Annotated in this window: 2 protein-coding genes (1 of these 2 only partly in view); both read right to left on the bottom strand. The window is 70.0% G+C overall.

The features are described 5' to 3' along the window. Positions 1 to 3: 3 nt before the first annotated feature. Positions 4 to 14538: a non-ribosomal peptide synthetase gene (locus LOY42_RS11775; protein WP_258600745.1), complete on the bottom strand. Its 14535-nt coding sequence runs from the start codon at positions 14536 to 14538 to the stop codon at positions 4 to 6. Further along, positions 14535 to 15557: the end of a non-ribosomal peptide synthase/polyketide synthase gene (locus tag LOY42_RS11770; RefSeq protein ID WP_258600743.1), read on the bottom strand. It continues 24423 nt past the right edge of the window; only the last 1023 of its 25446 coding nucleotides appear in the window; the start codon falls outside the window, past its right edge — the gene reads right to left on this strand; its stop codon occupies positions 14535 to 14537. The genes LOY42_RS11775 and LOY42_RS11770 overlap by 4 nt, the downstream gene beginning before the upstream one ends.

The following is a 15557-nucleotide window of genomic DNA, read 5'->3' as shown; positions in this document are numbered from 1 at the left end:
GTGTTACTGCTTCACCCTGCTGTGATACAGGGCCTGCCCGTCATGCCACCAGGCGGCCAGGCTGAACACATCCGGCACCTTGAGGATGCTGAAATGGTTGCCTGGCCCCTGCCACACCTCCAACTGCGGTAGCCATTCACGCCAGCCGTCTTCCATCACCTGTTGCTCGCCCTGGTTGCCGGCCGCGTCCAGGCTCGGATCGGCCACCAGCACCAGCCGCGCCAGGCCATCGAATCCACCCTCGGGGCGATACACCGTGCGCAGCGCCGTGGCGAAGGTTCGCACCACGCCCTCAAGCGCCTGCGGCGAAGAGCGCGACGGCATCAGGCCGACCCGTACCATCGCCGCGTGCAACTGACGCAGCTGTTCCTGATCGTCGATTTCAGCGAAGGCTACAGGTTCGATGCCCAACGTCTTGCCGGTGGACAGTTGCAACGACTCGACAAGCCGCTGCAGGGCCTGGGTAAAGGTGTACGGCTTGCCGCAACTGCCCCCCGCGCCCGGCGCCTCGCTGTCGATCAGGGTCAGGGAGCGCACCTCGCGCCCCTTGGCCTGCAGGCGTATCGCCATGGCATGGGCCACCCAGCCACCGAACGAATGCCCGACCAGGTTCAACGGTCCTTCGGGGTACAGCGCCTCGATGGCCTGGGCATGGCACGCCGCAGCCACCTCGACCGAGCAATGGGGCACTTCACCCGCAGCCAGGCCACGCGCCTGCAGGCCATGCACCGGCCAGTCCGGCCCCAGCGCCTCGGCCAGGCCGATGAAGCTGGTCACGCTGTCGCCGGCGCCCGGCACGCAGAACACCGGCACATGGCCCGGCACGCCACTCTGGATTGCCAGTAGCGGCTGGTGCGCCGCCGGCGCGAGCGCCGACGCGGCCTGCATCGCCTGGGCGATGGCCTGGCCGAGCACGGCGGCTTGCGGGTCCTGGACCATGCTCTGGTGATCGCCCGGCACGCTCAGGCACTTCAGCTCCTGCCCAGGCAAGGCCTCGGCCCAGCCCAGGCTCGGGCTGTCGGTGACGATACCGGCGCTGCGCTGTTCGGCGATGAACAAGTGCAGCGGCACCGGCAACGGCGCCAGGCGATAGTGAGCCAGGGCATGGCCATGGGCCAGGTGACGCTCGAAGAAGTGGCGCAACTGTCCATCGCTGGCCTGGGCCAGGCCGGGCACCAGCAACTGCCGCTCACGGCAGTGGGCAAGCAGTGCCTCGAAGGGCAATGCGCCCGGCTGCAACGCCTCGATCTCGGCCAGTTGCATAGCCCCCGCCTCGCCCTGCGCCTGCCAGTGCACGCGGCAATGCAGCAGCAACTGCGCTTGCACCAGATGCGGCCCTTGCCAGCGCGCCTTGCCCTGGTCGCTCAGGCGCGGCGCGTAGGTGTCGATCAGGCCGACGAAGGCCACCGGCTCGTCCGCGCCCAGCAATTGCGCCGCTACCTCGTAGGCCAGTACACCGCCGAACGACCAGCCAGCCAGGCGGTACGGCCCGTGTGGCTGCACGGCACGAATCTGCCGCACCAGGCGCGCCGCCAGGCACTCCATGGTGTTCAGTTGCGCCTGCCCGACGGCGACGCCGGCCAGCCCATAGACCGGGAAATCACCTTCGATATGCCGCCCCAGGACCGGGAAATACAGGTCCAGGCCACTGAACTCATGGATCAGGAACAGCGCAGGCTGGCTGCCTGCGGCACGCACCGTGACCAGGCCTTGCGCCTCGTCCTCGGCCGCCACCTCGTCGAGCAGCGGCGCCAGGGCGGCAATGGTCGGGTGCTGGAACAACTGGGCCAGGGTCGTCTGCAGGCCAGCCTGGCGCATCTCGCCCACCAGGCGGATCGCCGACAGCGAATGCCCGCCCAGCTCGAAGAAGCTGTCATGCCGCCCGACTCGCTCGACCTCGAGCACCTGCGCCCACAGCGCCGCCAAGGCCTGCTCCACCGGCGTCACCGCCGCCTCGAACACCGCCACGGCCAGGTCCTGCGCGCCCGGCAGTGGCAGGGCCCGACGATCGACCTTGCCATTGTTGGTCAGCGGCAGCGCCTCAAGTGCGACGAACGCTGCCGGCAGCATGTACTCCGGCAACCGATCGCGCAGGAAAGCACGCAACGCCGCACCGTCCAGGGCCATGTCGGTACGGGTGTACCACGCCACCAGGCGCAACGGCCCCTGCTCCAGGCGCAGGGCCATGACCACGGCCTCTTCCAGGCCCGGGCACTGGGTGAGGTGTTGCTCGACCTCGCCCAGCTCGATGCGAAAGCCGCGGATCTTCACCTGGTCGTCGGTGCGGCCCAGGCATTCCAACTGGCCATCCTCGCGCCAGCGGGCCAGGTCACCGGTGCGGTACAACCTCGCCCCGGCACCTGCGGCGAATGGATCGTCGAGGAAGCGTTCGGCGGTCAGCTGCGGACGATTCAGGTAGCCGAGGGCGACGCCGTCGCCGCCGATGTACAGTTCGCCGGTGACGCCCTCGGGCAGCAAGCGCCCGTGGCAATCGAGGACATAGGCCGTGGTGTTGCCGATCGGGCCGCCGATCGGCACATGCTCGGCGCCGTCGACCACCGCCCGCACCGCACTGGCGGTGGCGAAGGTGGTGGTCTCGGTGGGCCCATAGCAGTGCACCAGGCGCAACTGCGGCGCCTGGGCCAACAAGGCGCGGAAGCTGGCGGGCTCGCCGCGCTCGCCGCCGCACAACAGGATGCGCAGCCCGGCCAACGCCTCGGGGATCAGTTGCACATACTGGTTGAACAGCGCCGTGGTGACGAACATCACGCTGGCGCCGCCCTGGCGCAGGGCGGCGGCGAACTGCGTCGGCTCGACCAGGGTCTGGTGATCGATCACCAGCACCTGGCCTCCGTTGAGCAGGCCGCCCCAGACATCCATGGTCGCGGCGTCGAACGCCGGGTTGGCGACGAAGGCGAAACGGTCCGTGGCGTTGAAGTCGGCATAGCCGTTGTTCAGCACCAGCCGGGCGATGCCGCGATGGGTCACCCGCACCCCTTTCGGCGTGCCGGTGGAGCCGGAGGTGTACATCACGTACGCCACCGCATCGGCCTCCTGGGCCAGGCCCGGGTTGTGCGTGGGCTGCTCGTCCAGCGCCAGGCAGTCCAGGTCGATGCGCCGCGCCTCGCAATCCGCGGCCAGGCTGCCAAGGGTCAGTAACACCGCGGCCTGGCAGTCCTGGACCATGAACGCCTGGCGCTCGGCCGGGGCGTTGATATCCAGCGGCACGTAGATCGCCGAACACTTGAGCACGGCCAACTGCGCGACCAGCAACGGCAGCGAGCGAGGCAGCAGGATCGCCACATGATCGCCGGCCGCCACCCCCTCGCCAATCAACCAGTGCGCCAGGCGGTTGGCCTGCTCATTGAGCTCGGCGTAGGTGAGCTGGCGCTCGTCATGCAGCGCCGCCAGCGCCAACGGATGGCGCGCCACCTGCTGCTCGAACAGGCGGTGCACGGGCACCGACCTGGGGTAGGCGCGTTGCGTGGCGTTGTAATCCAGTAATCGACGACGCTCCTCGGCCGGCACGATGTCCAGCCGCTCCAGGCCTTGCTCGGGATCATGTGCCAGGGCCTCGACCAGGTGTGCGAGAGCCTGCTCGAGGTAACCGCACAGCCGCCGGGCGTCCAGGCCCGCCGCGCACTGCGCGGTCAGGCTGAAGCGCTCCCCGAGGTCGTCGATGCTCAGGGCCAGCGGGTAGTTGCTGCGTTCCTGCGCATGCAGCAGCTCGATGCCCTGCCAGGCACGCCCATTGGCAGTGTCATGGGCCAGCGCGGCGGCACTGTGACGGTAGTTGAGCAAGGCGCTGAACAGCGGCGCACCGGGCGGCAAGGCACTGCAGCGCTGCGCCAGGGCCAGTTGCGCATGCTCGTGCACCAACAGCCCGGTCAGCCGGCGGTGGGTGTCGAGCAGCGCCTCACGTACCGGCAGGCGGCCCACGTCCAGGCGCAGCGGCAAGGTGTTGATGAACACGCCCAAGGCCCGCTCCATGCCTTCACCGCCCTGCAGGCGACCAAGCAGCACGGTGCCGAACACCACGCTGTCGCGCCCCGACAATTGCCCCAGCACCAGGCCCCAGGCCAGGTGCATCAGGCTGGCCGCGCCGACACCCAGCAGCCGCGCCTGTTCGCGGGCCCGCCGCGCCAGCTCGTCGTCCAGCCAGTGCTGGGCTTCGGCCACGGCGTCGGCGTGGGCCAGCGGATGCGGACCGTAGGCCAGGGTCGGCTCGTCGATATCACCCAACTGCTCGCGGAAGTACGCCTCATGCTCGGCCTCGCCGGCACCCTGCAGCACCTGGGCGATGTAGTTGCGGTACGGCACCGGCGGCGGCAAGCGCAGCTGCTCACCGAGCAGGCAGGCCTCCAGTTCGGCGCGCAACACGTCCTGGGCCACGTGATCCATGACCAGGTGGTGGAACAGCAAGGTGGCGGTGATCCGCCCGCTGCTCGGGTCCTGGCGGTGCACCAGGCGCAGGAGCGGCGCGCGGGTCAGGTCCAGGCGCAGGCTGATCGGCTCATCCGCGGCCAGTTCCTGCACGGGCAACGCCGCCTGGCGCCATACCACCTGCACCGGCTGCGCCAGACCTTCCCAGTACAACGAAGAACGCAGGATGTCGTGCCGGGCGATCACCTGGTCCAGCGCCTGGCGCAACGCCTCCAACCGAGCCTGGTCGGCCACCGCGAAACGCGCCTGCAGCAGGTAGGGATCGTCACCCTCGCTGGCCAGGTGGTGATAGAGGATCCCCGCCTGCAACGGCCCCAGCGGATAGATGTCCTGTACATTGGCGGCACCGCCAGGCACCTGATCGACGATCCGCTCGATGTGCGACTGCTCCAGCGCCACCAACGGCAGCAAGTCCGGCGTGATGCGCCGGCAATCACTGCCGATGCGGTTGGCCGGCACCCGGCTTCCGCCATGCTGGCTCAGGGTCGCGGCCACGGCGGCCAGGGTCGGTTCGGCGAACAGCACGCGGATGTCCGCGTCCAGGCCCTCGGCACGCAAGCGGGCGATCAGGGTCACGGCCAGCAGCGAGTGGCCACCGAGCTCGAAGAAATGGTCCTGGCGCCCTACCCTCGACACATTGAGCAACTCGGCCCATAGCGCCGCCAGATGGCGCTCGGCCTCGCCTTGCGGCGCCTCGTAGGCACGGCTGAGCACCGCGTCGGCACCAGGGTCGGGCAGACGCTGGCGGTCGAGCTTGCCATTGGCCGTCAATGGCATGGCCGGCAATGCCACATAGGCCGACGGCACCATGTAGTCCGGCAAGCGCGCCTGGGCATGCTTGCGCAATGCCGCCACGCCCGGCACCGCATCGTCGGCCGTGAACCAGGCGACCAGGCGCTCGCCGCGCAGCAGCACCGCCACTTCGCGCACACCCGGATGGCTGGCCAGGCAGGCCTCGATCTCGCCCAACTCTATGCGCAGACCGTGCAGTTTCACCTGGAAATCGTTGCGACCAAGGAATTCCAGCTCGCCATCGGCGCGGCGGCGCACCAGGTCGCCGCTGCGGTACAGGCGCTCATCGACCACGAACGGGCTGGCGCCGAAACGTTCGGCCTCCAGCGCCGGCAGGCCCAGATAGCCACGCGCCACGCCGACACCACCGATGTACAACTCGCCCACCACGCCCCGCGGTACCGGCAGGCCGTTGCTGTCGAGCACATACAGGCGGGTGTTGGCGATCGGCCGACCGATCGGTGGCGCCTCTTCGGGCACAGGCTGCCGGGGCTCGAGGGTCCAGACGCAGCAGTCGACGGTGGCCTCGGTGGGGCCGTAGACGTTGTGCAGCCGCACCTGCGGCAGGCGCTCGCGCAACTGGCGCAGCAACGCCGAAGTCAGCTCGCCACCGCCACAAACCACATCGGTGAGGCTGTCGCAGGCCGCGCTGGCCTCCAGGGCGAGGAACTGCTGCAGCAGTGCGGGCACGAACTGCACCACGCTGACCCGCTGGCGCTGGATCAGCGCCGCCAGGTAGTCCGGGTCGCGCTGGCCATCCGGGCGCGCCAGCACCAGGCGCAGGCCGGCACACAGCGGCCAGAACAGCTCCCATACCGACGCATCGAAGCTCACCGGGGTCTTGTGCAGCAGCGCACCTGATGCGCTCGGGGCGATCAGCCGCGAACTCCAGTGCACCAGGTTGCACAGGCTGCGGTGCTCGACCATCACCCCTTTCGGCGTGCCGGTGGAGCCGGAGGTGTAGATCACGTAGGCCAGGTGGCGGGCGCCAAGGCCCGGCACCTGTGGATTGTCCGGCGACTGCTCGGTCCAGTCCGGCTGGTCGAGGTCCAGCCGCGCCACCGGGCTGTCGCTGAAGCGCCGGTTGCTGGCGGCATCCACCAGCAACGCCAGCGGCGCGCTGTCTTCGAGCATGTACGCCAGGCGCTCATCCGGGTAGCCCGGATCCAGCGGCACGTAGGCGCCACCGGCCTTGAGCACCGCCAGCAGCCCGACCAGCAACCGTGGCCCCCGCGCCAGGCACACGGCGACCCGGCTGTCGGCGACCACGCCCTGTTCAATCAGGCGGTGGGCCAAGCGGTTGGCCGCCGCATTCAATTCGGCGTAGGTCAGTTGCCCGTCCTCGGCCTGCACCGCGATGGCCTGCGGCGTACGCGCCACCTGCGCCTCGAACAGCGCGTGCAGCGGTTGCTGCAGGCCGCCGATCCGCTCGCTGGCGTTGCAGGCCACCAGTTCCTGGCGACGTTCGGCGGCGCCGAGCAGCTCGACCTTCGCCGGCACGGCCTGGTCGCTGCCCGCCATCGCCCAGAGCAGTTGCTCCAGGTAACCCAAGTGCCGCTCGATGGTCGCCCGGTCGAACAGCGCGGTGGCGAACTCCAGGGCGCCGCCGTAGCCGTCGGCAGTCTCGCCCAGGCTCAGGGTCAGGTCGAACTTGGCGAAGGTCTGCGTGCCACCCAGCGCCTCCAGCTGCAGCCCACCCAGGCGCAGGGCCTCGCCCGGCACACCGTTCCACGCCAGCGATACCTGGTACAGCGGTGTGTGGGCCAGGCTGCGCGGCGGGTGCAAGCGTTCCACCACCTGTTCGAACGGCAGGTCCTGATGATCCTGGGCCTGGCTCACACAGGCCTTGACCCGGGCCAGCAGCGCGCCGACATCGGGGCTGCCGGCGGTATCGATGCGCAGCGCCAGGGAGTTGACGAACAAACCGATCAGCCCCTCGACCTCAGCCTGGCGGCGGTTGGCCACCGGGGTGCCGATCACTACCTCGGCCTGGCCGGACAGGCGCGCCAGCAACACCGCCCAGGCGCCGGCGAAGAGCATGAACGGGGTGACCCCATGACGCAGGCACAGCGCCCGCAGGTCATCGCTCAAACGCCGATCCAGGCGCACTTCTACGCGGTCGCCAAGGTAGTCCTGACGGGCCGGTCGTGGCCGGTCGGTGGGCAGGGTCAGCAGCACCGGCGCACCGGCCAGGGCCTGGCTCCAGTAGTCGCCCTGGCGCTGCAAGGCCTCACCGCTCAGCCAGCGACGCTGCCACAGGGCGTAGTCGCCGTACTGGATTGCCAGCGCCGGCATCGGGTCGTCGCGGCCTTCGCTGAAGGCCTGGTACAACGTCGCCAGCTCCTGGGTGAACACCCCCATCGACCAGCCGTCGGCAACGATATGGTGCAAGGTCAGCAACAGCACATGGTGGTCCGCCGCCAGGCACAGCAGGCGGCCGCGCACCGGCAGCTGGTGCGCCAGGTCGAATGGCAGCATCGCCTCGGCCTGCATCAGCTCGGGCAACTGCTGCGCCGCGCCGCGCAGGTCATGCCAGGCCAGGGCGAAGCCGCCCCGTCCGGGCGCCACCCGTACCCGCGCCTCGGCGCCTGTCTGGGTGAAGTGGCTGCGCAGGCTCTCGTGGCGCTCGACGATGCGCTCCAGCGCCCGCTCCAGGGCCTCGCGGTCCAGCGGGCCGCGCAAGGCCAAGCCCAGGGGAATATGGTAGGCGGCGCTGGCATCGTCCATCTGCGCCAGGAACCACAGCCGTTGCTGGGCGAACGACAGCGGCAGGGACTGCCCGCGCGGCGCCGGCTCGATGGCCGGCAGCACGTCGTGGCGATCCTCGGCCAGGGTCGCCGCCACCGTCAGCAGGCGGTCGTCGGCGAACAGCTCGCCCAGCGACAGCTCCAGGCCCAGCCGCGTGCGCACCTGGCCCACCATGCGCATGGCCAGCAGCGAATGACCGCCCAACTCGAAGAAGCGGTCCTGACGCCCCACCCGCTTGAGCTGCAACAGCTCGCACCACAGCTCGGCCAGGGCAACCTCCAAGACCCCTGCCGGGGCCTCGTAGGCCTGGCTGTCCGCTTCGCGCTCGGGCAACGGCAGGGCCCGGCGGTCGACCTTGCCGTTGGCGGTCAGTGGCCAGGCATCCAGTTGTACCCACGCCGCCGGCACCATGTAGGCCGGCAGGCGTTGTTGCAGCGCGGCACGCAGGGTACCGACCGGCTGCGCCTCGGCGCCGGCAATGTAGTAGGCCACCAGCCGCGGCTGCCCGGGCTGGTCCTCGCGGGCCACCACCAGCGCTTCGGCGACCCCCTCCAGAGCGAGCAGCTGCGCCTCGATTTCCCCCAGTTCGATGCGCAGGCCGCGCACCTTCACCTGATCGTCGTTACGGCCCAGGTAGTCCAGGGTGCCGTCGGCATTCCAGCGCGCCAGGTCGCCGGTGCGGTACATGCGTGCGCCGGGCACCTCGCTGAACGGATCTTCGAGGAAACGCTCGGCGCTCAGGTCTGCGCGGTTCAGGTAGCCGCGCGCCACACCGGCCCCGCCCACGTAGAGTTCGCCGGCCACACCGCACGGCACCAACTGCCGCGCATCATCCAGCAGGTACACGCGGGCATTGGCGATCGGCCGGCCGATGTCCAGCACGCCGCCCGGCAGCACCAGGCCAGAGGTCGCGACCACGGTCGCCTCAGTGGGGCCGTAGTTGTTGACCACGACAAAGCCGGGGTCGCTAGTGAACTGGCGCAGGCGGTCGCCGCCGATCAGCAAGGTGCGCAGGGTCGGATGACGCAGCCCCTGGGCGAAGGCGTACTCGGCCACCGGGGTTGGCAGGAACGCCACCTTCAGGGGTTGCTCCAGCCACCAGGCCAGCAGAGCGTCGAGCTGCTCGTTGCCCAACTGCGCTGGTGGCAAGTGCAGCACCGCCCCGGCGCACAGCGCCGGCCATACTTCCCAGGCCATGGCGTCGAAACCGAAGCCGGCGACGCTGGCGGTGTGATCCCCCGCGCCCAGCTCGAAGGCCTTGCAGTGCCAGTGCACCAGGTTGGCCAGGGTGCGGTGCTCGACCATCACGCCCTTGGGCTGGCCGGTGGAGCCGGAGGTGTAGATCACGTAGGCCAGGTGGCTGGCCTGCAGGCGGGGGATCTCGGGGTTGTCCGCACGCTCCGGCCAGTGCGGCCTGTCCAGTGCCTGCGCCGCCACGCCCAGTCCTTCAAGACGCACCAGCAACGCCTGCTGCGCCAGCACCACCACCGGAGCGCTGTCCTCGAGCAGATAGCGCAGCCGCTCGTCCGGGTGCGCCGGGTCCACCGGCACGTATGCGCCACCGGCCTTGAGCACCGCCAGCAACGCCACCAGGGTGTCGAACCCTCGGCGGGCCACCACGGCCACCCGCTCGTCGGGGCCGACACCTTGCCCGATCAGGTAATGGGCCAGGGCGTTGGCGCGCAGGTTCAGCTCGCCATAGGAGAGGGGCATGTCGCCTTGGCTGGCGGCCAGTGCCTGCGGTGCGCGGGCCGCCTGGGCCTCGACCAGGCCATGCACCGTCTGCCCGTTCGGGAACGCCAGGGCACTGCGATTGAAGGTGTCCAGCAGGCGCTTGCGCTCGGCCTCGCCCACCAGTTCGACCTCGGCCAGCGGCGCCTGGTCATTGGTCACCATGGCGCGCAGCATGCTGTCCAGATACCCGGCGAAGCGGCGCACGGTGCCCTCATCGAACAGTGCTGTGGCGTACTCGAGGCTGCCGACCAGTGCCTCGCCCTGCTCGCCCATGCTCAGCGACAGGTCGAACTTGGCTACCTGGCCGACCTGTTCCACGCCTTCCAGCTGCAGCCCCGCCAGGGTCGGCGCGGCGCCCTCGGTGGCCAGCCAGTTGAGGGTGGTCTGGAACAACGGGGTATGGCCGAGGCTGCGCGCCGGCCGGACGATCTCCACCACCTGCTCGAAGGGCAGGTCCTGGTGCGCCTGGGCGTCGAGCAGGCGGGCCTTGACCTGCGCCAGCAGGCGCTCGGTGCTCGGCGCGCCCGCGGTATCGATACGCAGGGCCAGGGTATTGACGAACAGACCTACCAACGGCTCCAGTTCGGCGCGGCCGCGCCCGGCCACCGGGCAGCCCACCACCACCTCGGCCTGCCCGCAAAGCCGGGCCAGGGTGGCGGCCCAGGCGCTGAGCATAACCATGTACAGCGTCACCTGGTGTCGCTGGGCCAAGGCCCGCAGGCCGGCCCCCAGGCGCGCATCCAGCTGCAGCGCCAGGCTGGCGCCGCTGAAATCCTGGCGCGCCGGTCGTGGCCGGTCGCTGGGCAGGCTCAGCAGCGTCGGCGCGCCGTCCAGGGCCTGGCGCCAATAGTCGGCCTGACGTTGCAGTTGCTCACCGGCCAGCCAGCGCCGCTGCCACACGGCGTAGTCGCCATATTGGATGGCCAGCGCCGGCAGCGGGTCGTCCTTGCCCTCACGCAGCGACGGGTACAGCGCGTTCAATTCGCGGGTCAGCACGCCGAGGGACCAGCCATCGGCGACGATATGGTGCACGGTGAGGAGCAGCACATGGTGCGCCTCACCCAGGCGCAGCAGGCTGGCCCGCAGCAACGGCCCCGTCGTCAGGTCGAAGGGGGCGGAGGCCTCGTCGCGCAGGTGCCCGGCCAGTGCCTGCGGTGCCAGCGTCCGGCGCTGCAACCAGCCGGGTTGCGGGGTCGCGGCGATGATCACCTCGGCACTGTCGCCACAGGGCACGAAGCGACTGCGCAGGCTCTCGTGGCGCGCGACGATGCGCAGCAAGGCGGCCTCCAGCGCGTCGGCATCCAGTGTTCCGCGCAGGCCCAACGCCAGCGGCACGTTGTAGGCCTGGCTGCCGCCTTCCAGTTGAGCGAGGAACCACAGGCGCTGCTGGGCAAACGACAGCGGCAAGGGTTGCTCCCGAGGCACCGCGACCAGCGCTGGCAGCTCGCTGCGCCCGGCGCCGGCCAGCACCTGGGCCACCGCCGCCAGCTCGGGATTGGCGAACAGATCGGCCAGGGCCAGTTCCACGCCAAGGCGCAGCCGCACCTGGGAAACCATGCGCATGGCCAGCAGCGAATGCCCGCCCAGCGCGAAGAAGTGGTCATGCCGGCCAACCCGCTCCACGTGCAGCAGCTCGCCCCACACCTGGGCCAGGGCCTCTTCCAGCTCACCCTCGGGGGCCACGTAAGTGCGCTCGAACAAGGCCGAACGCTCTGGCGCCGGCAGCGCACGGCGGTCGAGCTTGCCATTGGCAGTCAGGGGCAATGCGTCCAGCGACACATACGCCACCGGTACCATGTACTCCGGCAGATGGGCCAGCAACTGCCCGCGCAGCTGCTCAGGCTGGGCCGGCTCCAGGCCCGCCTGGGCGGTGAAGTAGGCCACCAGCCGCGGTTGGCCGGGCTGGTCCTCACGGGCCACCACCACCGCCTCGCCGATGCCCGGCAAGCTGTTCAGGCGGCTTTCGATCTCACCCAGTTCGATGCGCACGCCGCGGATCTTTACCTGGTCATCGTTGCGGCCCAGGTAATCGAGGGTGCCGTCGGCCAGCCACCGCACCAGGTCGCCAGTGCGGTACATACGTGCACCGGGTGTCGTGCTGAACGGGTCGTCGAGGAAGCGTTCGCGGGTCAGTTGCGCACGGTCCAGGTAGCCGCGGGCGACCCCGGCGCCGCCGATGTAGAGCTCGCCGGGCACACCCAGGGGCACAGGCTGCAGGTGCGCATCGAGCACGTACAGGCGGGCGTTGTCCACGGCGCCGCCGATGTGCAGGGCGCCGCCCGCCTCCACCACGCCGGAGCTGGCCACCACGGTGGTCTCGGTGGGGCCGTAGTTGTTGACCACGGCGAAGGTCTGGGTGCGGTTGAACTGGCGCAGGCGGTCGCCGCCGATCAGCAAGGTGCGCAGGGTCGGGTGTTCGAGCTGGTGGCTGAAGGCATACTCGGCCACCGGCGTGGGCAGGAAACTGACATCCAGCGGCTGGGCGCGCCACCAGGCCAGCAGCGCGTCAAGGTCTTCGTGGCCTTCGCTGGACGGGGCCAGGTGCAGCGTCGCCCCCGCGCACAGCGCCGGCCAGACTTCCCAGGCCATGGCGTCGAAGCCGAAACCGGCCAGGCTCGAGGTGTGACGCCCCTGGCACAGGTCGAACGCGCGGCAGTGCCAGTCCACCAGGTTGTTCAGGTTGCGGTGTTCGACCATCACCCCCTTGGGCTGGCCGGTGGAGCCTGAGGTATAGATCACATAGGCCAGGTGCGCCGGGCTCAGGCCGCTCACCTGGGGATCGTCACAGCGCGCCGGCCAGTCCGGCTGGTCGAGTGCCAGCACCGGCACCGCGCCTGTGCCCAGGCGGCCGCGCAGCGCCTGCTGGGTCAGTACGGCCATTGGCGCGCTGTCATCCAGCAGGTAACGCACGCGCTCGTCGGGGTGTGCCGGGTCCACCGGCACGTAGGCGGCGCCGGCCTTGAGCACCGCGAGCAGGCCGACCAGGGTGTCCAGGCCGCGCCGGGCGAACACCGCCACCCGGTCGTCGGGGCGCACGCCCAGGCCGATCAGCTGATGGGCCAGGGCGTTGGCGAGCTGATTCAACTGCTGGTAACTCAGCGACTGGTCGTCACAGGTGGCGGCCTGGGCCTGCGGATGGGCCTGGGCCACGGCCTCGATGCGCCGGTGCAACGGCCCATGAGTGTCTGTGGCGCCGGGGGTCTGGTTGAAGGCTGCCAGTATGTGCTCGCGCTCTTCGTCCGGCAGCATCGGCAACGCGCGGACGGCAACAGCGGGTGCTTGCACCAAGGCCGCGAGCAGGCTGCGCAGGGTCTGCTCCAGATAGGCGCAGACGCGTTGCGCCGGCACTTCGGGGCTGGCCAGCAAGGTCAGGCGGAAGGCTTCGCCGAAGTCGTCGACGCTCAAGGTCAACGGGTAGTTGGTGGCCTCGGCGGCATGCACGATCTCGATACCTGCCCAGCCTGCCCGGCGCACCGCCTCGGAACCCGAGGGCGCGCTGTGGCGGTAGTTGAGCAAGGCGTTGAACAATGGCGTCGGTGCCGCCACGCCGCTGCAGCGCTGGGCCAGGGCCAGAGGCGCATGCTCGTGGCGCATCAGCGTGCTCAGGCGCTGGTGGGTAGCCTTGATCGCCGTGGGCAGGTCGACGGCATCCAGGTCGACCCGCAGCGGCAAGGTATTGATGAAAATGCCCAGCGCCCGGTCGGTGGCTTCGGCACCTTGCAGGCGCCCCATCAGCACGGTGCCGAATACCACCTGCTCGCGCCCGGTCAGGCCACCCAGTACCCGTGCCCAGGCCAGGTGGAACAGGCTGGCGACACTCACCCCCTGGCTGCGCGCCTGGCTGCGCAGGTCGCGGCACAACGCCAGGTCGAGATCCAGGGCGTGCTCGTTCAGCGCCGCGCCGTCGCCCTGCACATCGCCCAGGCCATAGGCCAGGGTCGGCCCGTCGACGCCCCCGAGCATGTCGCGGAAAAACGCCTCGTGCTCGGCCTCGCTCACGCCCAGCAGGGCCTGGGCCACGTGGTTGCGAAACGGCACCGGCCGGCCCAGATGGGCACTCTCGCCGAGCAGGAAGGCGAGCATTTCGTGGCGCACCACTTCCAGGGCGCTGTGGTCCATGGCCACGTGGTGGAACTGCAGGGTGGCGTGGACCTGCCCGCCGGGCTCCGGCGCCTGGCACTGCAGGCGGATCAGCGGGGCCTGGGTCAGGTCGAAGCCAGTGTCGGGCAACGCGCCGGGAGCCAGTTGCACGACACGCAGCCGGGCCTTGCGCCAGACCACCTGCAGCGGCGTTTCCAGGGTCTTCCAGTGCACCGAGGTGCGCAGGATGTCGTGCCGCTCGATCACCCCTTGCAGCGCCTGGGCGAAGGCCTCGACCCGGCTGCTGTCGGCAAACACGAAGCGCGCCTGCATCACATAGGGATCATGCTCGCCAGCACTGGCGTGGTGGAACAGCATGCCCTGTTGCAGCGGCACCAGCGGGTAGATGTCCTGCACGTTGGCCGCCCCGCCGGGGATGGCCGCGACCAGCTGGTCGAGGCTGTCCTGGTCGAGGTCGGCCAGGCTGAGCATGGCGGACGTGATGCGCTCGCAATCGGCGGGGATGCGGTTCTCCGGCACTTCGACGCTGCCCTGGCGCGCCGCCACGTATTCACCGCGCTCCAGCAGGGCGACCAGCGCCGGCTTGTGCTCGCGCAAGCGTGCCACCAGGGCTGTGTCGGTCAGGGCCTGGCGATTGCCCTGGACCACCAGTTGGCCATCCTTGAGGGCCAGCTGGACATTGTTGGCGGTCAGTGTCGCCAGTAGTTCGTTGATGCTCACAGGACGATCTCCATTCTGTCTGTGATGGCGGCATAGCCTGCCAGCGTCGGGTGTTCGAACAGGCTGCGCACGTCGGCCTCCAGGCCCGCTTCGCGCAGGCGCGAGGTGAGGGTCACCGCCAGCAGCGAGTGGCCACCCAGTTCGAAGAAGTTGTCATGGCGCCCTACCCGCTCCACGCCCAGCAGCTCGCTCCAGATCCGCGCCAGCAGCTGTTCGGTATCGCCGGCCGGCGCCTCGTAGTCGCGGCTCGGCAGTTCAGCTGCCGGCAGCGCCTTGCGGTCGAGCTTGCCGTTGGCGGTCAGCGGCAGGGCCGGCAGCGGAATGAACAGTGCGGGCACCATGTATTCCGGCAGTTGCCCGAGCAACGCTTCGCGCAAGGCCTCGGCCGGCGGCACGTCGCCGGTGACATAGGCCACCAGGCGCGGGCCGGCCGGCTGGGTGTCGTGCACCAGCACCACGGCTTCGCGCACCCCGGCCACACGAGTGAGGCAGGCCTCGATCTCGCCCGGTTCGATGCGCAGGCCGCGCAGTTTGATCTGGTGGTCGGTGCGGCCGAGGAACTCCAGCACGCCGTCGTGGCGCTGGCGCACCAGGTCGCCGCTGCGGTACAAGCGGTCACCTGCCACGAACGGGCTGGCGATGAAACGCTCGGCCTGTTGCTCCGGCAAGCCCAGGTAGCCCCGCGTCACCCCGGCCCCGCCGATGTGCAACTGACCGGCAACGCCGTACGGCACCGGTTGGTCATGCGCATCCAGCACATACAAGCGGGTGTTGTCGATCGGCCGGCCTATCGGCAATGCACCCGTCGGCAACGGATCCCGCGCTTCCAGGGTCCAGACGCTGCAATCCACCGTGGTCTCGGTGGGGCCATAGACGTTGTGCAGGCGCACCTGCGGCAAGCGCTCGCGCACCTGGCGGGCCAGGGCTTCGGTCAGCTCGCCACCACCGCAGACGATGTCGGTAAGGCTGGCGCAGGCGGCGCTGGCGTCCTCGTCGAGGAACTGCTGCAGCAACGCCGG

It is taken from the genome of Pseudomonas sp. B21-023 (genome assembly GCF_024749165.1).
In the GTDB taxonomy this organism is placed as follows: Bacteria; Pseudomonadota; Gammaproteobacteria; order Pseudomonadales; family Pseudomonadaceae; genus Aquipseudomonas.
The sequence above is the reverse complement of the archived record's forward strand: the minus strand, read 5'-3'. Positions and strand labels throughout refer to the sequence as shown.